Origin of the sequence: Vibrio sp. 1557 (assembly GCF_033340175.1) — a bacterium.
GTDB lineage: Bacteria > Pseudomonadota > Gammaproteobacteria > Enterobacterales > Vibrionaceae > Vibrio > Vibrio alginolyticus.
In genome coordinates, this window is record NZ_JAWOVZ010000010.1 from 33208 (window position 1) to 59310 (window position 26103).

A 26103-nucleotide genomic window follows, 5' to 3' on the forward strand; every position below is an offset into this window, starting at 1 on the left:
AGAGAGGGAGCTGTGCCGCACAGGGCGTCAGTTCCCCCTGTGGGTTTGTGTTAATAGGTATCAGACAATTGACATGCCGACTTGTAGTTCACCTTTATAGTCTTTGGGAAGATCTGCAAGCTCCCAAGACATACAAGGCGTTGATACTGGCGTGGTGATCATACAAACATTGTTGCGAACGATGTAATTATAAACACCCCACTCGGCATACTCAGGTTCTCCTTCTTTTGATAAAGCCCATTCGTTACCGAACTGGTCTTCACACAAGTAAACATCGAATTCTGAGTCATGCTCATCAGCTTGTTTAACAACTGTCAGTTTGTGTACGGTTGCAATTTGATCGAATTTTGACATATCTATATCTCCATAAGTTTTTGGAGATAGCCTCCTGCCGGAGAGCTATCCCCGGTAGGGTTATTAGTAATGCTGTTTGTTTTTGGCGACCAGCTATCGCACATCAGCGCACAAGGCACTTTCCAAAAACGTCTCTAACAAACGCCTTTAGAAAATGTCAAGAATGACACCAAGAGGTAAGGATGCAGAGCTATCAAGCTCCGCATCCACCTTAGAGTAAGTTAATTCATAAAGAACAATGAATTAAAATACCATTTTCACTTTTCGCTGCTTCAACTCGCTTGTTTAAACGAAAATCGAAGCAAGCATCCAGAATTTGTCTTTGAAGATACTTAACAAGCTCTCCTGCACTTCGAACTGTTTCTCGTGAACCATTTAATGGCTCAACAAAACAATCATCGTACCAAGAACACGCATCTGGATTATCATGGACATACTTTTTCAACATGCACCAATCTAATGGAGATATAGTTTCTCCCTGCTTAATATTTCCGACGATGCCTTCTATACGTGAATGAATCACCCCGGCTTCGTTATAGCCACTGGGTTCTTGCATTTCGTCATATGGCCCATCATCAATATCGCCACAACCAGCCGGACAGCAATTTGCATCTATGCCGTGGGAGCAATAATGAACGTCATCATTCCAATGCTCTTCATGGCTTTCAGTTTGCTGCTCCGCTGTAATGACTTCGTAACCGTAATTTTCAGCAAGCTTGATAACCTGTTCTTTAACTCCTTTAGGTAAGTCGAGAACAAGGTTATCAATCGCATCTATATACCGGTTTGCGAAGAGTTCATAAATCAGTCCACATCCTTTGTGAGCATCTTGAGCAAGCTTTTCAACCTTCTCAGGGTAATTCTCACAAGGCCACTGGTTTACCTTTTCAAAGTGGTCAATTAACTCATCCAACTCCCAAAAGATATTGTTTATGACTGTACCGAAGACCAAATCGTCTCGGCCAGCTGCGTTGCAAACTGTTTGTATGACAGAATACATATCACTTAAATATGTCACTCTACCAGCTGGACCATCTACAAATTCAGGTTCAAGCTCATCCCCTGTTGAGTGGTAAACAGCTGCACATTTTAGAGCTTCCGTATACGAACCGTGTTCAGCACGATAAATAGATAATTTACACATAGATTTCTCCTGGTAAGGCTGAGGAACCCCTTCTGGGAATCACCTCAGCTATTGGTAGTGTTAAGCGGCCATAACGCGAATTTCATCTCCAGCCATTTGGATTGGAATTGATTTTGCTGGTTGATGACCGCAACTTGTGTCCGGACCATCCGCCGCAGCGAAATAGACCGAATTGTTCATTACATTGATAGGCATACCCAAGGCTTCACCTGCTGGTGCGAGCTTGAGCATTCCTGATCGTTCGATTAAAGCCGGAGCCCAGTGGAAGTCTTCGCCGCCGATATAAGGCTGCTCGGTATCCACCACTTCGACTAGTACCGGAGTCTTGTCCGCCAGCTGCCAGCAGCTTCGGCCTAATTCGTAGGCCAGAGCTTCAAACGCAGGAAAGACAATAAAAGAATCTTGTGAGGTGTGAATGTCGTGTTAAACCATATCGCTTTTCCACTGAAAGCTGAAAAAATCCAGCCCCCCGCTTTAGCTCGATGATTTATAGCTTCTTTTTGTGAATCAAACTCAATAAATTTAGCGGCCATAGGTGTCTCCTTAGATAAAGAGCACACCTGTACCCTACGGGCACAAGTGCGCCCGTGGGCTAGTGTTTGAAATGAACTACCTCATAGGTTTAGGCAGATTCTTGAAGTTTAAGGTTGTCGAGGCAAATTGCATGATATAAGCGATGTCTCTGATCTAGGAGGAAATCCTGATCTGGCCGCCATGTGCTGCGATTGTATTCCTCAGTAAAACCGTTATAAGCGTTTACTTCTGCTGGGGACAATTTCTTACCTGTGTACACACAGGAAAGCCGTCCTACCTCGACAATAGACTGTTTGGGTAGTGGGGTATTAGCCTCTTCAACAGTGTATGAGCGCTTTGTTCGATGGTCGATAATCTTGGACTTTAATTGCTCGTGATTTAGACCTCGTAACGATATATACATGCCTTTCTCCTAAATTAAAGGAGCGGAACTATCCCATAGGACGTTTCCGCCCCTATGGGGTTTATATTTGTTTCTTGATTATGTATTTGTATGGGGGAGAGGTTACTTCGCTTTCCACAAGTTGATGATCCATGTGGCGACAAAAGTCAGGTATATCTCTCGTGGTAGCTGGGTCATCAGCTTTCACTTCGAGTGTTTCTCCTGGCCCCATACGACGAATTGCACGACGAACCACCATTAATGGCTCAGGGCATCGCAATCCCATCACGTCAATAAACTGATCTACATTCATTGGTTATCACCCTTGCCTATAGCAGTCTAATCACGCGACAGAAGACTTACTGTTTTCTTCGTAGCGCATTTTCGCTTGTTCGTTTAAATCAAGTTCACCGTCTTCTAGCTTTAGAATATTTTCTAGAAGATTGGCTTTGTGCATTAAAAGTTCAGCAACAGCCTCATCAATATCCTCGATTATCTGTTTCTGTTTTTTGATGGTGTAGCTATTCAGTTCTTCAACCAGAGGCCACGCTACACTCGAATGAGTATTTAGTGTGGGATATTCTGCTTCAACCTCACAGACAACGCCATTGGCACCTTCTCGACAGTGTGGATAGCCTATACGTAGACCAACGCATCGGTCTAGTTTGGGATAAACACAGAACTCCAAAGGGGTGCGATTAGTAAAAATATCGTTAGTGTTTTTAGACATGATCTTCTCCATGCAATTATTGGTTATTGACGGAGAGCTCCCGACGGGAGGCTCTCCCGTCAGGGTTGATATATTGCTGTTTATTTGCGACGTCCAGCTAACGTACTCAAGCACCAAAGGCACTTTCCAAAAAAGTCTCTATGTACGTACAAACTGCTTTGGAAAGCGAGGGGGCATTTCCCCCTGCGCTTGTTATTTCTACCTTATAGTTTCCTACAAGGCTACATCGTGTGATTCACATTGTTCGATATTCGGCCAATAATAGATTGTACCTTTGCCCATTTGATCTTGACGTGGTGTACCTAGAAATTTGAATAAATTTCCCATGCAACTTGCCACTGCTGAAAGATCTTTTCCTGGGGGGACATCTATCCCAAGACAAGTACGACCATACATAAACCGTCCAGAATATGAACGAACATGGAATTTAGTTTGCTCACTCTCAGGTTCATCTCGATTTACCTTATCTACAGCAAGTACTACCGCTTTGTTTAGAACGATAGTTTGACACGCCTTATCAAGCTCACCGAAGCGTTCAACGTCGATACCACAGAACTTATCAAGTCCCGAGGCAGCATCATGAACAATCAGTTGCTTGGTGTCAGCCAATTCATTTTCCATCGGCTTCCAAATGTTTTCAGCCTCTTTATCAATGAATTGCACTACCTCATGCCATGACCAAAACTCAACATCATCTCTGATGGCACAATGTTCAGGTTCTCGATCTTGCTGCATACATTCCAGCAAAAGCAAATAGCCGTCATACCATGTTCCTTTATATTCATTATTGAATTTAAGGACTTGTGCAGCGGCCAATCCAATTGCTTTCTGTTTCAGTGAAGTAGTCATTGTAATCTCCTCGAACTTGGAGGAGTCCACCAGCAGGTGATCCCCCTCCTGGTGGCTACTTATTTCTTTTAGCTAACTGTCTGAGTGTGTATTGGCAAAGGTTACGCACTTCATCAGGGTCGTAACCAGATAACACACAACAGGTAACAAATGAAAATGGATGAACTTCATCAGAGTTCAACCATTCATAAGCTTCATCTTTTGCTTTTTTACCAGAGCGTCCGTCAGCAAGGACATTTAAGCTATACCGCAAAAATGCCTCTCTTAGCTCTTTAATCTGCCCATCAGTCCAGGTTTCGATTTCAGTTTCAAACTCTTGCTCGACTGTACGATCAGAACATGATGCTACGATTGTTAAGGGAGTAACCTTTTCAATCGGCTCTTCATCATTTTCTAATAGCAGATCATCAAAAATGAAGGGGAGTTGTAATTGTGCATCGTAGGTTAATACGCTTGCAGTATTCACGGGTTGCTCCTAAAAATTTAATTGAGAGGCAACCCACTCCCAAAAGGGCATAGGTATGCCCCTTTGGGGTTAAGTTTCATATGTTAAAATCCAACAATCTGAGAGTTAATTTGCTCTTCCAGCCAAAGCTCCAATGATTCGAGCTCTTTTCTTTCCGACGATGAATTTGCTTTTAAAGCATCACATCTAACGGCCAGCTGCATCGAGCGAACTTCCTCTACAGTTTCCACGTTGTTTCCAGCAAACATAACTAGTTGCGAATTTGGCATGGTCATAACTCACCTCCCTGAGTTTATAAGCCAGTATCTAATGCCTAGATTCAAGGTTGGCGTTAAACCAATCTGCGGGACATTCAATCACCGCATGGGTTACGACATCTCGCTCTGAGTAACCTTGAACCAAAGCATCGGTACACTTCTCAGGAGAAGTACCTTGAGGGACCAACAATTCAAGATGAATTCCATCCGAACCAACCAAATCATCCCCGTAAGGGAAGCCATTGATCGTTTGGTTGTGTCGCTTACACCATTTAATGATATTGGCAATACGACCATGCTCATCTTGACTAGCTATTCGTTTATTCAGCTTCATTGGACACCTCCTGACATGCACCTAGTTCTACCATGCTTTGCATACATAGCTGGTTCATATCCATTGTGAGTGTGTCATTTATGGCCGAATAAACGATCCCCTCTTTCGCAAGTTTTAACACCTGTTTCAACAGAGAAAGAATAGATTGAGCCTCATCGTCTATACGATCTGCTATATCTTTCCATTCCCAATGTTCAAATGGTTGCCATGCAGTTAAATCGGGCTCTTCACCTTTCTCAACGCATTCTATTAGGTACTCGTAAGCCATGAACCAATTGTCAGCACTTCCTAATTCTGACAGGTACTGAGCAGTTGCTTGGGCGTATGCGAGTTCTTCTAATTTTGGCTTGGTGGTTAAGGACATTCTTAAACGCTCTAGAGCTTCTTCTGCATCATTACGAGTTAAGAAGAAGTGTTCTACAGACGAACGGCAACGTTTGCCTTCCGCATAGTAAAGAATGCTTTCCTCTGTACAATCTGGAGTGGCTAAACCGTACTCCTCAATTGTTACAGGCTTGATGGTTAATGACTCGTCACACAATTCATAAACAACAACAGGGAAAGTGCTATTGCGGTAAAAATCGTGATGGTATTGATTGGTCATACATATTTCCTCTTTGTAAAGAGGAGCCCAACCCGTAGGTTAAAGCTCCTCAGGGTTGGGGTTAGATATCGACAGTTACATCTGACGTTGCTGTAGCACAGCAAGGCAAAATTTCACCATCATTAAGATATGCTATAGGTTCAGCACGGTAAGAAATGTTCCCTCTTACCAGCTTGCACCGACATGCTCCGCAATACCCATTTCTGCATTGCGACTCAATAGCGATACCTTTTCTTTCTAGTTGAACCAGTAACGTACTTGTACTGGCTGGTAAGTTGACATGCATTGTCATACTCCTTATTTGAGGAGCATGACTCCCAGCAGGAGAACATGCCCCGCCAGGGTGGTTAATAGATGTGATTTTGCTGTTTATTTGCGACGTCCAGCTAACGTACTCAAGCACCAAAGGCACTTTCCAAAAAAGTCTCTTTGTAAGTTCAAACTGCTTTGGAAAGCGAGGGGGCGTTTCCCCCTGCGCTTATTACCCTGAAACGGTACGTACTCCGATTTCTCGGAGTATTAGAGTATTTCGACATAAATTCGAGAATTTTTCTAATGTGGAACTGCCCTTTCTAGGTGTCAACATTAGCTTTCACTCTGTTAGGGTATAAACCCCAGAATCCACTCGAACAAAATATCGTTCATCTTGCAGCACTTGACGAACCTTGGCTTGCCAGTGTTCGTTTTGTCGGTGTTTCGCGTAAGGTGCAATTTGTTGGTAAATGGCATCTAACGATAAGGTTTTACCCTGTAACACTCGACGCAACACTGCTTTCCATGTAACTCCAACCATATTGGCCGCACGTTTATCTGCTACTGGGATAAGCGAAAGCGATGATGATGCATTTTGCTTTTTGAATACCAGTAACTTTTCATGGGCGATACGAACCAGCTTACTGTTATTGCTGTAGTTGGTCCGGTCAGAGACACAGTTGTGTTGTACCTTGATGATCTCATCAACGAGTTTACCTGGAGCCAAACGCTCAACCAGACTGGACAAGTTATAATACTCGCCTTTACGTCGAAGGTTTCCCATCAAAATACCGTAGTGACCTCCCGGTTCACAGGCATCATGTATATTCATAATGGCTAATTCTAGAGCTTCCACGAACTCTGGCAACGATAGACGGCTCATATCCCATTTATTGGGTTCACCATACATATTGCCAGAAAAAGTGATCATGTCTGCATAAGGGGGGTGCCACCAAATAAGGTGGGCTGGCTCCCCAAGAAATGCAGACAGATCATCTCGCAGCAAATTAAACCCCTGATGCAAGTCTGTACCAATAAAACGAACTTTGAGTTCATTTGCCACATCAGTACTGGTTCCTCCCCCAATACTAGGGTCAACAACTAAGCCATTAGGTTTCATCATATATGACTCAATAAAGTCTTTAATGATGTGTCCGGTGCAATTACCTCGATACTTGTTGTCGCCATAATGACCACGATTCGGGTAAGAGCAAACAGATGTAGTAAACATGGTGTGTCCTCCTTGTGGTGGGCACACCATGCTCCCTATAGGGGCAATGGGTGCCCCTATAGGGTTAAAGGTTGTCGGTGTACCATGCATCAAGGTTTTCGTAATCCTTACGATATATCTCCTTATTGGGAGCTGTCATAAAGACCACATCACCTTCACAGTAGGTACACAATTTGAGCTCACGCTCGTTATACCAGAACGCACTATATGACGAGTCTTGATGAGCAATTCTCCAAGAGTCGTTCAGGTAGCAATTCCAAAAGGTTAGTGTATCTCCTAGTGGAAAGTGACTACGTTCGATAATCGAACCATGCTCTGTTTGTTCTGGTTTAACTCGTCCTGTTTTAAGTCGCTTCTTAATGATGCGTTTGGCACGGTTCAGCAGTGCAAATAAGCGAGCATTGTCACTGCTATACCACTGTGGATTACGCTTATTCCAGTAGAATTTTGCGTGAATCTCACCAGATAAGCGCTCCATTTCATTACGGTTTAAAGTATCTAAGAAACGGCGCATTGCCATGTCATGATTAAGCGTTGATTCTAAGGATGCGAGTGTAGTCATTGTGATTCTCCAGTTAATAGAGACCACTGCCCATTCAGAGCAAGTGGCCCCGAAAGGGTTATTTAAGGACAAGTGAAATTTGTGTTGGCGCAACGTTTAACTTGAAATAACGCTTATTAGCTTTATACGCTAAGTCAAACCAACCTACCGGAATGGATACGCTGCCATCATCACCACCAAATATCATTCGAGCAGTTTCGTAAAAGTCGTCATCTTTGTCAGGATTACATCCGTGAGCATAGACAACAGCACCTCTTGAGCGAGGACTTTCTTTTACATCTGCGTTGTTCAGAAGATACAAACCTTGATCTTTTACCAATAGCAACTGCGGTTCGACTAAAGACTTGTCTATCTGGCTGGAGTCCGGCCATCCAAAATCTTTGTGTTCCTCATCGTTTCCATTGGAATCAACAACTTTGCCTGTTTTGTATAGAGCAGGCTTAAAGAGATCATCCATTGTTGGTGAATAACTTTTCGTCTTATTAAGCTCATCCACCAGCAGTTGTACTTCTTTCATGTTAAATTTTACGATTGCCATAATGGCCTCCATTAAAAATTGAGAGGCCAGCAATGCCCTAGAGGCTTTGATGGCCCCTTAGGGTTTAGGATTTAATTTATTCCTACAAATACATTTAGAGCGCGTTTGATATCTAGCTCAAACTCATCCAAGCATGGCATTGATGCATCCATCTCGTCATACCCTTCTCGCTCTATAATTCCCCAAAAACAATCTGAAAGATTATCAACCAAATCAAATAGTTCACTTTCTTTCCACTTATTTGGGGCTCTTTCTATTTCGTCAACACATCACATCTATAGATGAGGTTTGAATATGGATAAAGATCTACAACAAAGTTATCTTCACCATACCCAAAACAATCTCCGATATTGATGTGGTTGTCCTCTGCATGTTTCAGTACAGCGGTCGTGAAATAGAAATGGTATTTTGCTTTATGTGCGTTTTTTGTGCTCATGGCTGTCTCCATAAAATTGAAGAGGCAACCAACGCCTACCAGGGCGTGATTGCCCCGTTAGGGTTAATGTATTAGATCCGGGCTTCCATAATCTGGAATTGCCCTTTTGTCTCTGAGCATAACTCTTTGAGAGAGCTATACAGTTGCTCTGCCGACAACATTGGTTTACCCAAAGCTTTCATTGCCTCAAGTGCATTTTCAGCTCCATGCTCCCCTGTTGCGTCAAAGACGTTGTAGTGGACTTCACCTATTGAAAGAATGTTTCCGCTCGCCTTCACACCAACCTGCATTTTTTCAACAGTTAATGTGAGTCGCTCACTTAAAGAACCTGAATAAAAACTTATTGTCGTATCATCATGGAATACGCCGTTATAGATTTCATCAAAGTTGATCATGATACTTTGGCTGTATTTTTCGCCAAAATAGAGTGTCAAGCAAACCTCCTCTAGTTCCGTATCTGTCACTAATGCACCATTAGCTTTAATCAGATACGGGCCGTCGATTACAGCCTTCATATCGTCATGAATTGAGTCGTATACATCACCTGCCGTCAAAGTACCATTTGGTTCTTTTTGGACAGATTTAGTACGTGTAAACACTTTTTCATCCGACAACTCAGAACTGTTATCAGTGAAGTAGTCAGGTCTCAGATCTTCTTCTTGGATTTGATAGTATCCTTCCGGAACCACCCACTCCTTCCAACCTTCAACCCAATCTGTTTCAGTGTAATCACTCCAATCAGGACTTCTTTCTCGGTTAATAACATCGAGAACCCCATCAATAGTCCAACCATAAACTTTTTGTGTTTCTAGGTCGGTAACGGGGATATGACGCTCCAACGGAGTTTCAATGGACATCAAACTAAGTTTAGTTTCATGGATTCTGAACACATCCCCATCTAATTCAATGAGGCTTTCTGGGTCCGTTAACAAGCTGTGTTTGCCTTGTGCAAGATCCAGAAAATATTCCACCCCTAGACTGATAGTGCTAACCAGATAGTCAACACTATCGACAAGCTCTGCGCAGGTCTTGAGATGAGATGGTAACAGTCGGCCAGAAAGGCTAATTCCCATATCAGAAATTTTCTTCTCTGGATTTTTGATTGCTACGTTTGCGGCCACACGATATGCCTCATAGGCATCTTGTGCAGTAGGATAATCAAAACCCTCTGTCAAAACGCAAAGGAAAGCTGATTGTATTTTCAAGTCAGTATCGGTGTGAGCGATAGTCATGGTTGTTCTCCATAAAAATTGGACACACCTATGCCGTCGAGCAAGATGTGCCCGAGGGCTGTGATAAAAAGTGAATTAATGCTGTTTATTTTTGGCGACCAGCTATCGCACATCAGCGCACAAGGCACTTTCCTTGAATCTCTCGACTTTCACATGTGAAAGTGAAAGGCTCAAGGAAAGCGCCGGGAAACCCGACGCCTATTTCTGGTAGTTGGCCCACCAGGTTCAAAATGTGTGTGAAGAAAAAGCCCAGATAAGAGACTGGGCGTATTAAATGTTATTAAAATATTGGGAACTGGTCATGAACTTGAGCATCAGCATCAATTTCAATCATGCGATACCCAGCTTTAACTGCCGAAACTAAGATATTGTGAAATTCTTCCCCCATACCGTTATATCCAAGATTGTTCTCAGGTTCATCGTACAGTTTGATGAGCCAGCCAGTATTTCGACCCATTATCATATTGCAGTCTGGAGCATAGGATAGCTCATTTAGTGCTTCATGCTCATCTAATGGAATATGACAAATGCTAACACCAAGCGTCTTATACTGATCGTTAGCCGCAGTAAGTGACCATTCAAAAAATGGATACTCAATGTCACCCTCTAATACAGCAATCATTCTAAAGTCGCGTTCAGGTCTGGTTTTTTGCAGTATTTTAAGTTCTTTAATGGCACTTTGCTCACTTAGAACCGTGCAGGGGTTGTCAGCGCGGTCAATGTTGTCATGCCAATTACGACCATGCTTATCTTCAATTTGATACCCAATAATCATGATTAAATACTCCCTAATAATATACAACGCTATCCCCCTATCAGGGAGTTAGACGCCTAAAATGAATAGGCCCCGTCCCTGACGGGATAGGGCCAATACATGGACTGATTAAGCAGCAAAAGCGGTCAACGATCGCTCCATTAACTTAAACAGTGTTTTTTGTAGATCCGCAGCATCCTCGATGACAATGTTCGTATTGAACAGTCGATTAACGGCTGTAGTTTCAATACCAATACCAATCATTTCTATGTCACTGGCTTCGCACAGTCCGATAACTTTGTGACAAGCCAGTGCATTGTTCGGCGCACCATCTGTCACAACAATCATCATTTTACGTTCCTCTCTGGTTTTGGTTAGCTCAAATGCGCTATACCAAATGCCCTCAGCCATCGGTGTACCACCGCGTGAATTGAAGACAAATTTACCAGTTTGGTTTTGTACTTTTTGACCATGCTTTACAACGCTGTACACAGGAACATTGGAGTTGTTACCGAAAAACGTTACTGCTGGATTAACCCCTGGAATGCTTTCTAAAGCTAATGCAATAGCTAAAGAGGCTTCCCTTGCAATATCTTCCCTGCGCTTACCGTTTCCGGCAGGGCTATCCATTGAGGAGCTCATATCGACCAAAATGTGAACCGCTGTATTAGGGCGCTTCTTAGCTTCTGGTCTCTGGAAAATACGAGTATCTCCAATGACAACTTTATGTAGTTGACGAGTGTCTACACGCTTTCCACTTCTTTGGTTCCTATGAGCAGTTCTTTGGCTGGCTTGCACCAATCCATAAAGCTGCTGTCGGATTTTTGAAGTTGTACTTTTCACATCTCCATTGAGACGCTGCCCTGCTTCTTTGTGATCATGGATATCCATTGCTGACCGTACTGTTTGGTAACGATCATCACCTTCTTGCTGGGCTACCAGATTCAGCTCTTGCTTCAAAGCGTCTTGCGCATTTTTAGGCAAATCACTGTTTCCAGCGCTTAGTACTTGTTGTAGCAATTGAGAAGCATTAGGAGGAGAACTGTTACCGCTCGCGTTCTCTTCACTATTATTACCTTGAACTTCGGGGCTATTTTCATTTTGCTCACTTTGCGCTCCACTACTGCCACCCTGTTGTTCTTGGCTATTTTCATCATTGCCATTAGATGACGACTGTTCCTGCCCATTTGGACTTTGAGAGTCGTCACTACTTTTATCCTTCTGCTCAGGTGATTGCTCACGTTGAGATTTCGGATTTTGCTGCTCTTCACTATCTTTCTCTTCTTCGATCATCTTAATGATGTCATCAGCAAGAGATGCAGCGTTTGCAGTTGATTTGGCGTCCACACATTTACGTAGCAAGGCATTAAGCCTTACAACAACACCTTGAGGGAAAACTCTTTCAAACACAGCTTTTGCGCCATCTAAACGCTCTTGCAATGCAGTTTGACCTACACCAACTGTTTGCAACCAATACAAGCAGTATGCAGACAGGATGGATGCCGGGTGGTCTTCATCTCTCACGGGTTCATAATGGCCTGCTTGAAGCATGTATCGAGCCATCTCGTGCAGTGTCAAAGCTGTTCCTGGATAGACCCCAGGCATTGCTCTTTCAATACGACAATCTTCAATGACGTTTGTTAGGTGAGCGTGCAAGGCGCGTCGCCTTTCTACATTGAAGTCCGTAAACCGAACGTGTGCAGCTTCATGTGCCAAGTAGCCCCAAACAGCATCCATATTTGGATAGTCATCTGGAACATTTGGAATAACGATAGTTTGACCATCAGTGCTTGCGGTATCTGACCCCAAGGCAACTTTAACACCAAACTTCTCGCCATAAGCAGCAGCTACGATGGGTAAAGCATTATAAACAGTACGTTTTTTAGACATATTTCTTCTCCAATTTGGACAGAAGAAACAAACCACCCTCGGAAAGGTGGTTGTCCCTTCCGAGGGGGTTAAAAATAACAATCCTGATCATCAAGCTCAGTTGGTTGCTGTTCAGGTTGACTTACAACATGATCATTAGAGTGAGATTGACCAAAGTCCTTGCCAACATAATCTGCTGGGTCTTGGCTATAGTCTTCCACTGGAATGTCATCACAATTTAGGTCTGCATCCCACAGAGTCTGAGAAGAGACATCGCTTTTGTCTTCCAAAGCATCATCTTCCTCGTCATCTTGGTTTGCACTGGATGTGCGGTTGGCTAAAAACGCTTCGAAGTCATCCAAAATAGTTTCAGGTTCTAAGTTATTAACTTGTTCACCATCTTCTTGGTTAACTTCTTGGCTTTGCGTTTGAACGTATGGTTGTTCCAGTGCCTCATCACTCTCAACACCTTCACTTTCATCTTCTTGATCAGAAGCTCCAGACTCTAATGAGCTGAGTTCATCTCTGGTCAAGGTTTTGGCTACATCATCAACACTAAGCGAACCACCAGCGTATTCTTGAATACGTTTGCGATCACACATGATTAATACAGCGGCCATAATTTGAAAGACGAACATACCTTCAATATTACGCTTTCCAGCTCCGTGCTTTTCGTACCCTGCTAGTGTTTGATCGAGCAGGCTAACGAGCGGAGTGAATGCGCTGTTCAAAAATGACAGTCCATCCACTTTATCACGTAGGTTTTTTAGCGTTGCGCCTGTAGCTGTTGCTACATGCATCTTCCCAGCTAAACGTTTGTTGTAAAAATCATTGGCATCATTTACCACCTCAGCAATGAGATCATCGCCCAACTCCTCAACCTTACGATTAAGTCTGTGTGCGCTTTGCTCATCTTGAGTAGGTTGAACCATAAACACCTGATATTCAAAACCAATTCGTTTTTCTACTTCTTCACGAGGAAGAGCTCCAGCACGAATAGCAGTCTCGTATTCAGGGTTTTCTCGACACCATTCATCAACGGCATTGTTGTAGCCAGTAACGAACTCGTGTTTTAACTGTTGAACTTCGACGTCAATCTTGTCCAACTTGGCGCAAATCTCATCAGTTTTTGCTACGGGTACAGCATAGCCATTCATGAATGGCATACCATAGCTAAGCAAAAAACGTCGAGTTTCTGTTTTCAAGCGATGAAAGCCTTTCAGCTTCGCTGGATCACAGATTTTTTTCGACCCTAATTGAGCTACTTTCTCTGGTGGAATTTCACCACCAGCACCCAATTTAAAGTCAGATGCAGACAAACGAGTTTGCCCACTCCAGATATCAAAATCAGCATTAATAACGCATAGATTTTCGAGATGTTTAACTTTTGACATGGTTTATTCTCCAGCAAAGTGAAAGCACACCATGTCCCGAACCGGGCATGATGTGCCCGGTTGGGCTATAAAGTTAAAGTGAGTTACGCAGGAATAATCATCCAGGTAAAGGTGGATGGAAATGAATTTCCAACACGTTGAACATTGTCGTACAAGGTGTCATTAAATACTCGGGTCATCCAGTTCGGAGAACCTTTCTTTTTATAACATAGCTTGTAGTTTTTCATGGTTGCCTCCTAGTGCAATAGACAGGAGGCTAACTCCGAACAGGAGAAGCTCCCCTGTTGGGTTAAATTGAAATGAGTTTGATGCTGTTTGTTTTTAGCGACCAGCTATCGCGTCTTCACTCTCGATGAGAGTAGAATTCGTCCTTTTCCGTTGAAGACCGAAAAAGCAATCTTCAATGGAAAAGGGGGGGAATACATTCCCCCTTTCATGTCTACATTTCACATAGGCTCAATGTACCAGGTAACACTTTTTGGGAAAGAGTTTGCCACTCTTTGTACATTGGCATAAATCGTATCTTTGTAGATACGTTCTAGCCAGCGGCCACCATGTAGGTACATGAGCTTGAAGTTCTGTGTTTTCATTGTAGATGCCCTTTGTTGCTTGTTTCTAAAACACACTGACGCGATATGCTTTAGAAACAAGCCCCAAAGGGCTTGTTATTTATGCCTAAAAATAGGCTGACTCTACTTCTAGAGACACATCGTTTAAAGGGGCTAAAACCTCTTCATCTTGAATGTACCTCGGGTTAACAGAGCCTGTAACCGTTACTCGGTAACGCTCTGAGGTCTCCTCTCTATACGAGTTAAGATCCTCAGGCTTAATATTCGAACCTTTTTCTTCAAGTAGCTTTTGGTAATTTACCCGACCAGCGGCTTTGTACTTAGTGATCATTACACCGCAATAATCCGCATGGAAATATTCACCCATCAAAGATTTCATTTTATCAAGGTGAGGTTGCCGCTTATCTTTCAACGCTTGCAACCTATCTTCCAACTGCTTAATTTCTGCGTCATAAAGTCGGTACTGCTCCGCTTCGTAAATCCACTCGTTCACTTCCTTACCTTGCGGTATAAAAAGATCTCGCTTGGGGTCTTTCTCAGGCTCTTTACGCTCAGTGACTCTTTTCCAGAAGATTGTGCCCTTAGCCACAATTTCTTTTATCATAGGCTCATCTCGGGTGATAACAAACTCCTTGAGTTGCCCATTTCGGTAGAAAACTAGCCACCCTTGCTTTGCACCAGTAACTAACAACTGATGTTGAACTTGAGGGTAATATAACTGATAAGCCTTGCTGTTTTTTAGTTCAGAACAAACATCGTTCCAGACCGTTTCGCTAGGACATTTCAGTTCAGCAGGTTCACCATTGCCTCGTAGACCATCGAGCGATGCTCTAAACAATGGATATTGAACTGACTCGACACAAACAGGTAAGAGAATATCATTGTACTTCTCCTCAAATGCACGTCTTGCTTTATCTTCGTTTTCAACCCCTTGGCGCACCAGAGGGTTTAGACTTAGATCGACTTCACGAGCATAGCCTGTTTTTTCAGCCCAGAGTCGCCATTCCGTTTTATAAGGAGAACGATTTAGTAGGATGCAGGCGTCAGTAGCAGTAATACCACCTTTACGCCATTCCAACCATTGTTCGCTCCTTTGAGATAGATTGACGATTTTCATAGCTCTCTCCTGTATTTAACAGGAGGAGTCCCCATCGCGGGGGAACTCCCCCGCAAGGGGTTAAAAGTAGTTGCCGTCACCACCCTCTTCCAGTTCAGGATCAGGTTCGTGCAAACCTTCTTCTATAGGATCAGGATCATGCTGAATCGGCTCATCTGGTAACTCAGATTGAACATCGTCAACATTTCCCTTTTCCTGGATAGAAGCTTTTTGGGTTACAGCTGGTTCCATGCTATCAATCTCTGCATCACGCAAATATTGAACCGCATACTCCAACTCGGCACCAGAGAACCGACTTTCAACATACTCGTGAGTTGCTGACCACGCATTTTGCGCAATAGCTCTATCTGCAAGTTGTTTTAAAAGTGGGTCCATTTTCTTTTTATGCTCCAAGGCCAATGGACTTGAGGCTTCAATGACAGCTGGTTGTTTTGTGGTTTGTTCTGACGATACAACATGCGCTTCACCTTCAATTATGCGTTCAGCTTCATCTTGATCGTAAATTCCAGAAAACCCCAAACCGATACGCAGACCTTGGATAAAGCCTTTGTGTCGTAACTGTCGTTTCGTGTGAGTCTGCCAAGGGCCAATAACAGTGTAAGGACCGTACTGACCCGTTGCTTCGACTGGTGGACGATAGACTTCATCAAGATATTCTCGAATACGTATAGACCGTGTACGGTCCTTTCTGTAAACGATACACTCCACCCATTCTGGACATTTCACCTTTGCTCCGGGCATTTCAATAAGATTTTCAGAGTATTCAAACTCCACCCCATCAAATTGCTTGTGCTCGTTGGCAATCCGGCTCCAGCCATCAACACCAACAACAGGTACTATGCCGCCGCTTTTATCGGGGAAAGCGTATATTTCTCGCGTAAACGGATTCAGATTGTACTGCTCCGCTACGATGAGTAATGCCATCATCTGCTCATCAGTTGGTGCGCTTCCGTCTCGCTGCTTAAAGGCTGTTAGCTTTAAAGTTTCAAAAAACTTCTTAGCATCAACCCCAAACCGCTGAGCCATTCTTTCAACTAATGATTTCGTTTCTGGTTTTGTAGACATGGTGTTCTCTCCGTTGAGATGGAAGGGACACCATGACCCCTTAGGGCACAGTGCCCCTCTAGGGGTTAAAAATAGGAATCTTCGGTTTCGCAATCAATGTTATCCAATCGAAATAGTTCGGCGACTAAACCAAGACGTTCTGCCGCTTCTCTAACTTCGTTGTAATTCCATCCGAACTCAAAAAATATTCCTTCCAAAGAATCAAATCCGTCATAAATAAACAGATCACCATCTTCTCCACAGATTTTAACCAAGCGTTTTTCATCATCTTTAAAAAACTCCTGCTCAAATCTGCGTTGTAAATAAATGAACATCAGTAAAGGCTCATAGCCATCCGAAGCAGTTAGCGTCCCAGCACCTTCCAACATCGTTGGACAGATGGTGTTTTCGCTAGCGCCGCTTTTTACAGTTAGCTCATACCCTTTATTGGTTCTCATTAAAACATCAGGTAATTGAGATTGAGATCCTTTCTCTCTGGCAACATCGAAGCCAAGCTTTGATGCACCATCAGTAAAGACCCCGACAATAAACCCTCGGAGTAGAGCATGATTTGAAGCATCAACAGGCGATGACAACAACCAGCTCAGTGAGTAACCATCTTTTGATTCTGTTTCGGCTTCAAGAGAAGACACAGCTTTTGTTGTGGCGTTTACCTGCACTTCATCGAGGAAGGAGTACCCCTCTTTAAGCAGATCATCAACATGCTGATTTTCTTTCTCTTTCACGGTGACAGGAATCGTATCTAAGCTGGTGGCTCTGATTATCTGCCCATCGAGCAAGATAGTCTCTTTCCACCCGTTTAACTCAAAGAACTCTACCAATTGGTATTCAGTTGGCCCATCAGGATCGATGGACCATTGAACTGGCTTGTAACCAAGCATTACCTTGTCGATAGTCGTTCCACGTTCACGGATGTAACGTTTGCAAATCATGTTTTGCGTATCCATGAGATCCCCCTATCGCCACTGCTCACCGAAAACGTCTTTCGCTATGCGAATGACAGCTTCTTTCTCCTCACTTGAGGCTCGGATTAGCAATGATTGTTGTAAGGCATACTCAATGGCATTTGGCGCACCACGAAATTGCAACGTTAGTTTTGCCCAGCGCACAAGTGTCCGCGTAGACATTGTGATGCTGATTTGTCCATCATCCCCGTTTTCACCCATAAATAGTTTACGAATTTCATTAGCAATTCGAACCATACCATTACGAATGTTGTCAGGAAGACGAGGAACTACTCGCTCCAGAACGCCGCGTTCATCTTGCTCTGCCATATATGGCACAACAGAGAAACGATAACGATCCATTGCGGCCAAGTTCTGCATCATTACGCCTTGGTATAATCCTGATGGATCACCTGAGCCTGTACTGTTACCAGTGACAATAACGCGGAACATTGGATGTGGTTTGATGATTTCTCCACCATTCTGAGCGATAACCAGTGGACGACCTTCAAGAATGTCGTTTAAACCGGAAAGCTCTGCTGGGTCAACCAAATCAACCTCGTTAATGAGGAGGACATGGCCTTCACGCATAGCGATTGCTAAAGGGCCATACATGAATTGCATGACGGGAGTTTCTCCAGGCTTTGGTGAAATCAAGGCATGATGTCCAACTAAATCTGTGAACTCTAAACGACCATTAGCCGTAATTTGTTGCACAGGCCAGTTGAGACGCCCTGTAATTTCTGTAATGCCAGAAGTTTTACCAGAACCTGTTGGTCCGGTGACATAGTACGCATCACCGCAGGGATCATTCAAAAATGCTAAGCATTCTCTCAAGAACTCCTTTCGGAAAACGTAATCGGCGTGAGTTTGTGGAATAAAAGGATTGCTGCTATCGGCATAGCCTTTAGCGAGAATCTTTTCCGGAATATCCGGCATACCAAAAACATCACGTACTTTGAAGTTTGCATATTGTTGAGACATAGGTGCGCTCCTAATTGGTTGTGGGCACACCTAGACCCGTACCGGGCTAAGTGTGCCCGGTTGGGCTATTTCAATTAACGTTAATTGCTGTTTGTTTTTAGCGACCAGCTATCGCATCTTCACTCTCAGATGAGAGCAAAAATCTTTTTAGGCATAATTGTCGTATGCCTAAAAAGACTTGGTAAGTTCGGCCCTAAACTGGGCCGAATTTGATTATGAATACGCGGATATAGTGTCATTTTGACCAATAATACCTAAACGCTTAGCCCAGTCAGTAATAACCTCTTGAGCTTCAATAACACTACAAAATTGTCGTGGATTGATAGATATCGTTCGGCCACTGGCTAAATACAACACACCCGCGCAATCATCATACAAGTGAACTCTCATACTATCTTATCCCCAATGCAATAATTCTCCTGACCCAATTTGCTTTGAATGAACATTTACATAATGGAAAACGAAACACACGCTACTCAGAGACAGTGAACTATTGCTGTATAAAAAGGGACGTAATTTGTATTGGATCTTACTTGGCATGAACTGTCCTCCTTAGCCTGTGTCCTTCATTGTGTAACAAAGAGCCAGGTTATGGAGGCTTTGAATTTGAAACGCCAAATACCTGAGTACCGCTAAAAGCAATACCTGATACTGGCATGTTTTTTACCATACATGACTCCTATGACGCTTGTTTTCAAAACACGTACCACTACATGCTTTGAAAACAAGCCCCATTGGAGCTTGTTTATCTTGGCTATAAAGCTAAATCAACACATTCACAACAGGAACAGATACATACCCCGTGGGTAATTGCTGACCTGTGCGTTTAACAATTTTTGCTTCTTCAAGTACATCCAGAATACCAGCCAACTCAGAGTAATCTCTGAGATCGCTGACTGGTGTGGCTTGAACTTGAAATCAGGCAAACAAACCGTTGCAACACAAACTGGCTCTCCAGGAATAATACCTTGCTGACTATTATTCTTTGTGTCCGAGGCCACCAGCTCTAGAGCTAATTGTTGATTTGGATATTGGATCTTTCTTACATCACAATCATATCCACAAAAGTGTACAGTATTCATATAAGTTACCTTGCTTGTTAAGCAGAGATACCCTATCCCTTCTGGGGTAGGTCCCCCGCCAGGGTTAAATTACTGATCACGATTATCGTGCTTTTTGTTTAACTTTTTTTCTACAATCTTCTTGGTTATCAACCCAATAACAATGATAGCTATCAGGCCCCCCAAGATGAGCGAAAAATATAACAGGCTTCCTGTTGTCATTGTTCTGTCCTCAAAGTGTCATTCAGATCCTAACGAAAATTAAGCTCAAAATTGAGCCTATTTATCCACTGTCACTAAATGCTACCAGAATGATAGAACCAACAACGTAAGCTGCCATGAAAACTAATCCCATAACAACAGCAGCGACATTAGCTCCGAGCACAGCTGCGGGATGTACACCACCAGTCATAAGACCAATACCACCAGTAATAACAGCACCAGTACCTAAGCCCAGCACTACATTCAAGATGGCTTTCCAGAAAGTAAATGTAATTTTGTTCATGATTTGTCTCCTTTTTGAACGTTTTTAAACGACAGAGACAAACTCACCCCTACGGGGTAGTTGCCCCCGTCAGGGTTTTTATTTTTAGAGATGAAAGATGAGATGTACGTGTTGTACATCTCATCAGTCAAGTCTTTTGGTTGAGCTATACCCTTAAAGATCTACTTACCAAACCAGCGTTTTTCCTTTACGGATATACGTTGGAATTTCTAGATAAGCATATTCATCGACAGGTTTAGCCGGAGTCGGTTGTTCTTGAGCAGGCTCAGGAACAACAGCAGTCTGAACAGCTTTCGCTTTTTGTTCAGCTTTTTCTTTGATAACGGCCTGTACAGACCGCGCTTTGTTACTCGCTTTGTTCCAAAAGAACAAACCTAAGTTCTGGAACTGCAACGCAAGAAAAGTAAATGCTTTCGCAAATACCATTGCTCCTACGTACAATGCGCCAAGACTAGCTACGATAACAAAAACGAAAGTGATGATGTGCATGGTGTTACTCCTTATAAAACTAAGGGGAGCAACACCCTTGGTCGGGGTATTGTTCCCCCGATTGGGTTTTGAAATGCCATACGGCATATGATTAATGCTGATTGTTTGTGGAGACCAGCTATCTCACATAAAGCCGCAGAGCGACTAAAGAGTCTTTACTATAGCACTTCTCGTAAAATGTAATAAATCGTTCTATCTGCCCGTTCTGGGCACATTTGTAGCTAAGGATTCGTCAATAGACCTTTTATCCTGTATCTGCGTTTATCTGTATCTGTATTCAATTGAAGGAGAAAGAAATGACAGACTTAGCAGAAACCTCTTTGGAACAACAACCAACCAAAAAAGAGCGCAACAATGCGGACCTTTCTCGCCCTGTATTCAAACGAGTGCTGAAAGTGAACAGTCTGCAAGCTCAACGTGTAGTCGAACGCAGCTTTCAGCGCGTTTCCGATTCACTGTTTTCGATTGATGTTATTTTGCGAATCATTGGTGAACAAGATGAAATTGACCAAGTAGAAAGCATCATCCAGGAGCACATCGAGAAAGTATCCGTTGATCTTGATACCGCCACTAATCAGCTACAAAAGCTGATGGAAGACAACGGAATTGAAGGCGCTCCAGAATATACAAGCCCAAACCAGTACGATATCGAGATCAACTCACCACAAGTAGCTCAATTTGCTCACCTAGTGCGCAAGTTAGATAACTTGATGTTGTTAGTCGATACTCTATGGCTAAATAGTATCCTCACAAGCAAACAGCGCAAAGACGCCACTTATCAATGGCAACAACGCTTAATCAAACTTGCTGGCCGAATTATTGGTATTGAGAAGAGAGCTCGCATCTCAGCGCACTCCAAAGGCAAGAAAGATGAAGTTGAAGCAGCTGCTCCAACTCAAGAAACTACTGATGAAGAAATTGCATCCGAAGCCGACAATGCTGAATCTGGGGAAGATGAAAAGGCAGCTTAACGCTTTATGTCGGTTATCTATTGAGAGCCCTTCTACAACAGAAGGGCTTTTTTGTGTTTCTCACTTTCACATGTGAAAGTCAAAAATGTCATCATTAACTTTAACTATTCGCTATTAGCCACGAGTCATCTGGAATGTGACCATTGCGTACTGCGATTTTATAAAAATCGGTAATCGTTGTTACTCCACGTTGCAAGGCATACTCAAGATAGTCACCCGATTGTCTACTTGGAACATATTTGCTCATTTGTTCTGGAGTTTTAATGTAGTGACTCAGCTTGTAATCGACCCAGCCAGTCTCTGCGTTCGGCGTCAATGTCACTGTAACTACCGTGGACATACCTTTTAATCGGAAAGCATAACCTGATTGAATGGGCTCATAGTGTTCTATCGCTTCATTTTCAAACACACCATCAATTGTCCAGCCTCGCTGGTTGTTGCTACCCTTTTCTCCCGAAATCATCTTTAAAATTTCCGATGAGTATTTCAATGTACTGTTGAAGCCATTACCACGACTATCAATTCGTGACGATTCATCATTCATCAATCGTTTGTTAGGGTTTAACAATGCGTACAACAGATTTTTATCTTCTTCACTGTTCAGATCTCCGTACAACTTTTCAAGTGTGTATTCAGGATGACTCTGCGTGTGGAAAGTAATAAATCTATGATCTTTCAATCTCTCAGAGATATGAGTACGGCCAACGAGATTGAATTGCAATAACCAGTCACGGAAAACACACCAGTCATTTAGCACGTCAGCAGGGATCGTTTCCGCTCCCCAAACATCTAGTGAAGCTCTAATTTTCCAATTACTACTAGATGTATCACCTTTGGGCTTGAGATAAATCAATTCTACATCGCGGCGATTAGGATCTACCTTAAATGCTTTTAGGGCAGAATGTTCCATAAGTACTGCGTATACATTGAATGGTGATTCTGAAAAATCGAGCTTTAGAACAGGCACATAATTTTTTCGCGTTGCCGCAGCGTTTATTTCATCTCGTATTTTCTCGAATGACCCAGAAAAATACTTACTCCCTTCATCAAGCATCATAGGCAATTTTGCTTCTGGGTGAGTATTAGACAAAACCACTTCGGCGTCATTCATTTCTAAACTTGCCCTTTCAATAATTTGAGGAGGTATATCTGGCATCTTTGACGAGAATGTTTGACTGATCGCAGTTCGAATGCTCTCGTGAAGAAAGCACCTTAAAGGTTCGCCTTGGTCGGCCTGCTTTCGAAACTGAGTCGATTGAAGTAAATCTGCGTGTCCTTTATAGCCTAAAGACTGAGCCAGCCAGTCATTACGTTTGAATGCGCTCAGAACTTTGGTTTTGGACTCTTTTGCTATAAGAGATGCAAATGACTTGGCGATATTTTTGAATGCATCCGTTTGAGACGGATAAATTGGGTATGGAGTATCCATAAGTTAATCCCTTCACTTGGCTTAAAATTTTTGCTACGTCCACCTCGCGCAAACACAGCCATTAGTTTCAGGTTAACTGGTTTGCGGTATCACGTTTTGGCACTGGTGGATGCCGAGGGAAACGCTCAAACCTCATGGATTTAATCTAACAGGTTCAGCGAATATTTCAAACAAGAAAAAAGGCGCTCAAAATGGGAGCGCCTTTAATGTGTATACAACTGGTCTTTTTAATAACCTGGAGCACCTGTATCTGGAAGGATGGAGTCTCCCGCATCTTTTCTTGTTTTATCGAGATCAGACCCCTTCAATCTCTCCTCAGCTCGCTCTTGAGCATTAAGTCGAGTTCCATCAACATTAAACGCACTACCAGATCCAGTAAGGCGGTCTAAAGTCATACCAGCAGGATCGTCAAAGTGACCATTAACTCTCAGCAAAGCTAACCATTCATCCAGATTTACCTGTGTCCAGTCAATCTCAGATAAACGATCCAGTGGAATACCATCGCACTGAGGAGCTTTTGCAGGGCCGAAGTTCATTCCTAACTGAGGTCTTACTTGCTCCTGAATAATTCGTGATAGTGGAGAGCTAAAACAGCAGTATGCTTCGCGTTTTTCGATACATGCTCCCAGCACTTTTGATTTGCAATATGAACCAACCTTAGTGCAGCTATTCAATGCTCTTTTTGCATTCAATTCAAACTCTTCTTCTTCACACTTCCAAACTATTTGAATGATCATCATAGCCACAACATAAGCGGTATACGCGGCCATAATACCACTTAGTACACTCGCTGCCTGTTGTCCTACCATTTGCTCCATCATACCTTCCGATGCGCCAGCTGGTACACCAGCGCTTCCTGATGCAGATGCATTCCCTAGAGCTTTACTGGTTATTTTGGTGATTTCATCTTTGAGAGCCTGAATTGCCTCTTTTGCCAAGTCAGTGATTGGTTTAGTAAAGTTGTCAATCGCACCTGTAATGTTCTCAATATATGAAGTGAACGGCTTGGTGATTTCGGTCCAACCACTAATGGCTGGATCACGGATGGCTTGATAAGCACCTTTAATTGCACTGCCGTTATCCAGTGACATAATGGCACCATCCAGTTTAGGAACTGACATCATAAGAGTCAGATAGTCTCCCATAGATAGGCCGCTTGGTTTCTCACAACAATCCTGAGCCCCCCCAACAGCTTTTTTACATTCACCTGGATCGCCACCAAAAGCCTTACAAATAACGTTTTCTGTACCTGTTGGGTTATCGTTACCATCAGTACCAGTACACGCCATATCTTGTGTCATAAACTGAGCAGCATTCAGCAGTGCGGCAGCTCTGGCAAAGTCGGTACTTTGTGTCTTATTAACGTCTAAGCACTCGTCACCCATGCATTTTATTGGCCCACCACATGTAAAGTTTGTTTCTTTGTCTAAAGTAGGTACATCAACATCCGTCCCGCAATCAAAGGTATCTTCTTGCACATAACATGTTCCTGAACTTCCCTGAGCACCTTCCACACACTTAGAACTAACAAAACCGCACTGCGGGTTATCTTCCAGAACCTTACATGAATCAAGGTTGCCACCTTGATTATTTGGGCACTGTATTTCTCCTTGTGGGTCAGTCCAACACTCCATTTGCCCCTTGTAGAAGTCATAGTCAGCTTTTACTCTGACTTTTGTGCATAACTTAGGTATCCCAGGCAAAGGAGGCTCACTCAACATGTCCTCGCAAACTTTAAATCCATTTTTTACTACACAACCAGACGCATTTACATCAGATGGTTGCTCAATACAAGAGAATTGACCAGAAGCAAAACCATCTCGGATACCTACAGCTGCATCGAGACAACTCTGCGGGGTCCATGTGTCTTTGAATACTGCTTTTGAACGATCGTACTTAATTTTTATCCGACCAAAACCTTCACCATTACCAGCAACAGAAACTCTGATTTTAAAACTAACCACATCGCCTGGTTTTGTGTTTTTAAAGTGAGACGTCACATCAGTGTTGGGGTTAGTTTGCCAACTTGTACTTAGCTCACATGCACCGGGAGTTTCTGGGGGGAAGTTACTATTCGGACCTTGCCATACTTTGTTTTCACTGCCAGGAGGACCTACTAATACTTGCATATAGTCATCCCACTTAGCATATTCTAGTGTCGCTGAAATGATTGCATCAGGATTATCAACTCTAACCTGTGTTGCCTGCTCATAGATTGTACACCAGCCTGACCAGTAGTTATCGCCAACTTTACCGATCCAAAGTTCAATACAATCATCCCCACACGGCTTAATGTTAAATGGGCCATCATGGTATTTTATGATTTCAGCGTCATACTCATGCAACACTTCACAATCGGCACTTTTATCCGTTACCCTTTCACAAGTTCTATAATCTGGTATATGCGTTGCAATTGTATTGTTGTTAATGATTGTTTCAGCAGAACAATCACCAAAACCTTCTGATATCACATCAATGTCTTCATAGGTTTTCTTACTAAGGTTCATCAAGGGGTCATTGCTGAAATCAGGCTTTGATTGGTTTGTTGCATCCAAGAGAACTTTGTAGGCTGCTCCTGATATGGTGGGGCTCCCACTATTAGCATCACTCCATAGAGAGCTTTTTGCATTACCACCAATAGAATCCATACCATTGTTGTCATTATAGACACCTTCTAGTTCACCTAAGTTCGGGTTTCCATCTGGGAAGTAATAACTTGAAGGGTCACTATTGGAGCTGCTTGTACCCGGAAATAAATCATTTACATTTATAGTTCCACCACCATTTTGAAATTGACCATTTTCAAGTGTTGGAAAACTAATATTTCCGTTGTTAACTCCTCCTGGAGCGGACTTGAACGAAGACACTAAATCATTTGCTAAAACTTGCGCTTCTCGTCCTGCCTCACTAGCGCTATTGCCGTTAGCATAGGCATGTATCGGCAAGAAAGGGGTTGTCACTATTAGCAGAGAAGCGACAGCCCTCATCAACCTTGTATAATTTCTCATTACTTTATTCCTGTAACCCGTTCTTATTACCCCTCAACA

At 43.0% G+C, this 26103-nt stretch carries 32 protein-coding genes; 1 reads left to right on the plus strand and 31 read right to left on the minus strand.

The window, feature by feature from the left end; translation table 11 throughout:
• Nucleotides 1–60: 60 nt before the first annotated feature.
• The 29 genes from R7070_RS13500 to R7070_RS13640 all read right to left on the minus strand — a co-directional run bounded on the left by R7070_RS13500 (nucleotide 61) and on the right by R7070_RS13640 (nucleotide 20656).
• Nucleotides 61–354: a hypothetical protein gene (locus tag R7070_RS13500; protein WP_014386761.1), complete on the minus strand. Its 294-nt coding sequence runs from the start codon at nucleotides 352–354 to the stop codon at nucleotides 61–63.
• Between the two features lie 226 nt (nucleotides 355–580).
• Complete coding sequence (locus R7070_RS13505; RefSeq protein WP_014386760.1) at nucleotides 581–1498, minus strand: hypothetical protein; 918 nt, start codon at nucleotides 1496–1498, stop codon at nucleotides 581–583.
• Nucleotides 1499–1558: 60 nt separating this feature from the next.
• The gene (locus R7070_RS13510) at nucleotides 1559–1729 is read right to left on the minus strand and encodes a hypothetical protein (RefSeq protein WP_159408529.1); all 171 of its coding nucleotides are present in this window, start codon (nucleotides 1727–1729) and stop codon (nucleotides 1559–1561) included.
• 122 nt (nucleotides 1730–1851) lie between these two features.
• Complete coding sequence (locus tag R7070_RS13515) at nucleotides 1852–2031, minus strand: hypothetical protein (RefSeq protein WP_014386758.1); 180 nt, start codon at nucleotides 2029–2031, stop codon at nucleotides 1852–1854.
• A 465-nt stretch (nucleotides 2032–2496) separates the two neighbouring features.
• Nucleotides 2497–2727 carry a sulfurtransferase TusA gene (tusA, locus tag R7070_RS13520; RefSeq protein WP_014386756.1) on the minus strand — a complete coding sequence of 77 codons (231 nt, stop codon included), beginning with the start codon at nucleotides 2725–2727 and terminating at the stop codon, nucleotides 2497–2499.
• Nucleotides 2728–2757: 30 nt separating this feature from the next.
• Entirely contained in the window at nucleotides 2758–3144 is a 387-nt protein-coding gene (locus R7070_RS13525; RefSeq protein WP_014386755.1) for a hypothetical protein, read from the minus strand.
• 213 nt (nucleotides 3145–3357) lie between these two features.
• The gene (locus tag R7070_RS13530; RefSeq protein WP_014386754.1) at nucleotides 3358–3993 is read right to left on the minus strand and encodes a hypothetical protein; all 636 of its coding nucleotides are present in this window, start codon (nucleotides 3991–3993) and stop codon (nucleotides 3358–3360) included.
• A gap of 55 nt (nucleotides 3994–4048) precedes the next feature.
• Nucleotides 4049–4459 (minus strand): hypothetical protein, encoded by a 411-nt coding sequence (locus tag R7070_RS13535; RefSeq protein ID WP_014386753.1) that lies wholly within the window; start codon nucleotides 4457–4459, stop codon nucleotides 4049–4051.
• 83 nt (nucleotides 4460–4542) lie between these two features.
• On the minus strand, nucleotides 4543–4734 hold the full coding sequence (locus tag R7070_RS13540; RefSeq protein ID WP_014386752.1) for a hypothetical protein: 192 nt from the start codon (nucleotides 4732–4734) through the stop codon (nucleotides 4543–4545).
• Nucleotides 4735–4765: 31 nt separating this feature from the next.
• Entirely contained in the window at nucleotides 4766–5050 is a 285-nt protein-coding gene (locus R7070_RS13545) for a hypothetical protein (RefSeq protein WP_014386751.1), read from the minus strand.
• Nucleotides 5037–5654, minus strand: coding sequence for a hypothetical protein (locus R7070_RS13550; protein ID WP_014386750.1), 618 nt, complete (start codon nucleotides 5652–5654; stop codon nucleotides 5037–5039). The genes R7070_RS13545 and R7070_RS13550 overlap by 14 nt, the downstream gene beginning before the upstream one ends.
• Before the next feature lie 61 nt (nucleotides 5655–5715).
• Nucleotides 5716–5940 carry a class I ribonucleotide reductase maintenance protein YfaE gene (gene yfaE, locus R7070_RS13555; protein ID WP_014386749.1) on the minus strand — a complete coding sequence of 75 codons (225 nt, stop codon included), beginning with the start codon at nucleotides 5938–5940 and terminating at the stop codon, nucleotides 5716–5718.
• A 306-nt stretch (nucleotides 5941–6246) separates the two neighbouring features.
• On the minus strand, nucleotides 6247–7137 hold the full coding sequence (locus R7070_RS13560; RefSeq protein ID WP_014386748.1) for a restriction endonuclease subunit M: 891 nt from the start codon (nucleotides 7135–7137) through the stop codon (nucleotides 6247–6249).
• Between the two features lie 64 nt (nucleotides 7138–7201).
• Entirely contained in the window at nucleotides 7202–7699 is a 498-nt protein-coding gene (locus R7070_RS13565; protein ID WP_014386747.1) for a hypothetical protein, read from the minus strand.
• A 58-nt stretch (nucleotides 7700–7757) separates the two neighbouring features.
• Nucleotides 7758–8237, minus strand: a complete 480-nt coding sequence (locus R7070_RS13570) for a DUF3085 domain-containing protein (RefSeq protein WP_014386746.1) — start codon at nucleotides 8235–8237, stop codon at nucleotides 7758–7760.
• 253 nt (nucleotides 8238–8490) lie between these two features.
• Nucleotides 8491–8673 (minus strand): hypothetical protein, encoded by a 183-nt coding sequence (locus tag R7070_RS13575; RefSeq protein WP_014386745.1) that lies wholly within the window; start codon nucleotides 8671–8673, stop codon nucleotides 8491–8493.
• Between the two features lie 71 nt (nucleotides 8674–8744).
• Nucleotides 8745–9905: a hypothetical protein gene (locus R7070_RS13580; protein WP_159408530.1), complete on the minus strand. Its 1161-nt coding sequence runs from the start codon at nucleotides 9903–9905 to the stop codon at nucleotides 8745–8747.
• A 280-nt stretch (nucleotides 9906–10185) separates the two neighbouring features.
• On the minus strand, nucleotides 10186–10680 hold the full coding sequence (locus tag R7070_RS13585; protein WP_014386743.1) for a hypothetical protein: 495 nt from the start codon (nucleotides 10678–10680) through the stop codon (nucleotides 10186–10188).
• 108 nt (nucleotides 10681–10788) lie between these two features.
• Complete coding sequence (locus R7070_RS13590; protein ID WP_014386742.1) at nucleotides 10789–12549, minus strand: VWA domain-containing protein; 1761 nt, start codon at nucleotides 12547–12549, stop codon at nucleotides 10789–10791.
• A gap of 68 nt (nucleotides 12550–12617) precedes the next feature.
• Entirely contained in the window at nucleotides 12618–13922 is a 1305-nt protein-coding gene (locus R7070_RS13595; RefSeq protein WP_014386741.1) for a DUF3150 domain-containing protein, read from the minus strand.
• Between the two features lie 446 nt (nucleotides 13923–14368).
• A complete protein-coding gene (locus R7070_RS13600; RefSeq protein ID WP_164496844.1) occupies nucleotides 14369–14512 on the minus strand; it encodes a hypothetical protein in 144 nt (47 codons plus the stop codon).
• A gap of 85 nt (nucleotides 14513–14597) precedes the next feature.
• Nucleotides 14598–15608 (minus strand): YqaJ viral recombinase family protein, encoded by a 1011-nt coding sequence (locus R7070_RS13605; RefSeq protein ID WP_053309197.1) that lies wholly within the window; start codon nucleotides 15606–15608, stop codon nucleotides 14598–14600.
• A gap of 60 nt (nucleotides 15609–15668) precedes the next feature.
• A complete protein-coding gene (bet, locus tag R7070_RS13610; RefSeq protein WP_014386738.1) occupies nucleotides 15669–16673 on the minus strand; it encodes a phage recombination protein Bet in 1005 nt (334 codons plus the stop codon).
• A gap of 65 nt (nucleotides 16674–16738) precedes the next feature.
• On the minus strand, nucleotides 16739–17620 hold the full coding sequence (locus R7070_RS13615) for a hypothetical protein (protein ID WP_014386737.1): 882 nt from the start codon (nucleotides 17618–17620) through the stop codon (nucleotides 16739–16741).
• Nucleotides 17621–17629: 9 nt separating this feature from the next.
• Nucleotides 17630–18601: an AAA family ATPase gene (locus tag R7070_RS13620; RefSeq protein WP_014386736.1), complete on the minus strand. Its 972-nt coding sequence runs from the start codon at nucleotides 18599–18601 to the stop codon at nucleotides 17630–17632.
• Nucleotides 18602–18814: 213 nt separating this feature from the next.
• Nucleotides 18815–18991 (minus strand): hypothetical protein, encoded by a 177-nt coding sequence (locus R7070_RS13625; RefSeq protein ID WP_014386735.1) that lies wholly within the window; start codon nucleotides 18989–18991, stop codon nucleotides 18815–18817.
• A gap of 386 nt (nucleotides 18992–19377) precedes the next feature.
• A complete protein-coding gene (locus tag R7070_RS13630; protein WP_052481498.1) occupies nucleotides 19378–19683 on the minus strand; it encodes a hypothetical protein in 306 nt (101 codons plus the stop codon).
• 262 nt (nucleotides 19684–19945) lie between these two features.
• Complete coding sequence (locus R7070_RS13635) at nucleotides 19946–20167, minus strand: hypothetical protein (protein WP_014386733.1); 222 nt, start codon at nucleotides 20165–20167, stop codon at nucleotides 19946–19948.
• A 165-nt stretch (nucleotides 20168–20332) separates the two neighbouring features.
• On the minus strand, nucleotides 20333–20656 hold the full coding sequence (locus R7070_RS13640; protein WP_014386732.1) for a hypothetical protein: 324 nt from the start codon (nucleotides 20654–20656) through the stop codon (nucleotides 20333–20335).
• 296 nt (nucleotides 20657–20952) lie between these two features.
• On the opposite strand from R7070_RS13640, the gene R7070_RS13645 reads away from it, so the two are divergent.
• Nucleotides 20953–21627 carry a DUF1845 domain-containing protein gene (locus R7070_RS13645; protein ID WP_014386731.1) on the plus strand — a complete coding sequence of 225 codons (675 nt, stop codon included), beginning with the start codon at nucleotides 20953–20955 and terminating at the stop codon, nucleotides 21625–21627.
• A 100-nt stretch (nucleotides 21628–21727) separates the two neighbouring features.
• Here R7070_RS13645 and R7070_RS13650 read toward each other — a convergent pair whose 3' ends face one another.
• Nucleotides 21728–23056, minus strand: a complete 1329-nt coding sequence (locus R7070_RS13650) for a hypothetical protein (RefSeq protein ID WP_138221979.1) — start codon at nucleotides 23054–23056, stop codon at nucleotides 21728–21730.
• A gap of 227 nt (nucleotides 23057–23283) precedes the next feature.
• Complete coding sequence (gene traN, locus R7070_RS13655) at nucleotides 23284–26064, minus strand: conjugal transfer mating pair stabilization protein TraN (protein WP_014386723.1); 2781 nt, start codon at nucleotides 26062–26064, stop codon at nucleotides 23284–23286.
• Nucleotides 26065–26103 lie beyond the last annotated feature (39 nt).

Bases quoted from the DNA above. Each gene is read 5' to 3' on its own strand.
- R7070_RS13500 (WP_014386761.1), bottom strand. From the start codon at position 354: ATGTCAAAATTCGATCAAATTGCAACCGTACACAAACTGACAGTTGTT.
- R7070_RS13505 (WP_014386760.1), bottom strand. From the start codon at position 1,498: ATGTGTAAATTATCTATTTATCGTGCTGAACACGGTTCGTATACGGAA.
- R7070_RS13510 (WP_159408529.1), bottom strand. From the start codon at position 1,729: ATGCTCAAGCTCGCACCAGCAGGTGAAGCCTTGGGTATGCCTATCAAT.
- R7070_RS13515 (WP_014386758.1), bottom strand. From the start codon at position 2,031: ATGGCCGCTAAATTTATTGAGTTTGATTCACAAAAAGAAGCTATAAAT.
- tusA (WP_014386756.1), bottom strand. From the start codon at position 2,727: ATGAATGTAGATCAGTTTATTGACGTGATGGGATTGCGATGCCCTGAG.
- R7070_RS13525 (WP_014386755.1), bottom strand. From the start codon at position 3,144: ATGTCTAAAAACACTAACGATATTTTTACTAATCGCACCCCTTTGGAG.
- R7070_RS13530 (WP_014386754.1), bottom strand. From the start codon at position 3,993: ATGACTACTTCACTGAAACAGAAAGCAATTGGATTGGCCGCTGCACAA.
- R7070_RS13540 (WP_014386752.1), bottom strand. From the start codon at position 4,734: ATGACCATGCCAAATTCGCAACTAGTTATGTTTGCTGGAAACAACGTG.
- R7070_RS13545 (WP_014386751.1), bottom strand. From the start codon at position 5,050: ATGAAGCTGAATAAACGAATAGCTAGTCAAGATGAGCATGGTCGTATT.
- R7070_RS13550 (WP_014386750.1), bottom strand. From the start codon at position 5,654: ATGACCAATCAATACCATCACGATTTTTACCGCAATAGCACTTTCCCT.
- yfaE (WP_014386749.1), bottom strand. From the start codon at position 5,940: ATGCATGTCAACTTACCAGCCAGTACAAGTACGTTACTGGTTCAACTA.
- R7070_RS13560 (WP_014386748.1), bottom strand. From the start codon at position 7,137: ATGTTTACTACATCTGTTTGCTCTTACCCGAATCGTGGTCATTATGGC.
- R7070_RS13565 (WP_014386747.1), bottom strand. From the start codon at position 7,699: ATGACTACACTCGCATCCTTAGAATCAACGCTTAATCATGACATGGCA.
- R7070_RS13570 (WP_014386746.1), bottom strand. From the start codon at position 8,237: ATGGCAATCGTAAAATTTAACATGAAAGAAGTACAACTGCTGGTGGAT.
- R7070_RS13575 (WP_014386745.1), bottom strand. From the start codon at position 8,673: ATGAGCACAAAAAACGCACATAAAGCAAAATACCATTTCTATTTCACG.
- R7070_RS13580 (WP_159408530.1), bottom strand. From the start codon at position 9,905: ATGACTATCGCTCACACCGATACTGACTTGAAAATACAATCAGCTTTC.
- R7070_RS13585 (WP_014386743.1), bottom strand. From the start codon at position 10,680: ATGATTATTGGGTATCAAATTGAAGATAAGCATGGTCGTAATTGGCAT.
- R7070_RS13590 (WP_014386742.1), bottom strand. From the start codon at position 12,549: ATGTCTAAAAAACGTACTGTTTATAATGCTTTACCCATCGTAGCTGCT.
- R7070_RS13595 (WP_014386741.1), bottom strand. From the start codon at position 13,922: ATGTCAAAAGTTAAACATCTCGAAAATCTATGCGTTATTAATGCTGAT.
- R7070_RS13600 (WP_164496844.1), bottom strand. From the start codon at position 14,512: ATGAAAACACAGAACTTCAAGCTCATGTACCTACATGGTGGCCGCTGG.
- R7070_RS13605 (WP_053309197.1), bottom strand. From the start codon at position 15,608: ATGAAAATCGTCAATCTATCTCAAAGGAGCGAACAATGGTTGGAATGG.
- bet (WP_014386738.1), bottom strand. From the start codon at position 16,673: ATGTCTACAAAACCAGAAACGAAATCATTAGTTGAAAGAATGGCTCAG.
- R7070_RS13615 (WP_014386737.1), bottom strand. From the start codon at position 17,620: ATGGATACGCAAAACATGATTTGCAAACGTTACATCCGTGAACGTGGA.
- R7070_RS13620 (WP_014386736.1), bottom strand. From the start codon at position 18,601: ATGTCTCAACAATATGCAAACTTCAAAGTACGTGATGTTTTTGGTATG.
- R7070_RS13625 (WP_014386735.1), bottom strand. From the start codon at position 18,991: ATGAGAGTTCACTTGTATGATGATTGCGCGGGTGTGTTGTATTTAGCC.
- R7070_RS13630 (WP_052481498.1), bottom strand. From the start codon at position 19,683: ATGAATACTGTACACTTTTGTGGATATGATTGTGATGTAAGAAAGATC.
- R7070_RS13635 (WP_014386733.1), bottom strand. From the start codon at position 20,167: ATGAACAAAATTACATTTACTTTCTGGAAAGCCATCTTGAATGTAGTG.
- R7070_RS13640 (WP_014386732.1), bottom strand. From the start codon at position 20,656: ATGCACATCATCACTTTCGTTTTTGTTATCGTAGCTAGTCTTGGCGCA.
- R7070_RS13645 (WP_014386731.1), top strand. From the start codon at position 20,953: ATGACAGACTTAGCAGAAACCTCTTTGGAACAACAACCAACCAAAAAA.
- R7070_RS13650 (WP_138221979.1), bottom strand. From the start codon at position 23,056: ATGGATACTCCATACCCAATTTATCCGTCTCAAACGGATGCATTCAAA.
- traN (WP_014386723.1), bottom strand. From the start codon at position 26,064: ATGAGAAATTATACAAGGTTGATGAGGGCTGTCGCTTCTCTGCTAATA.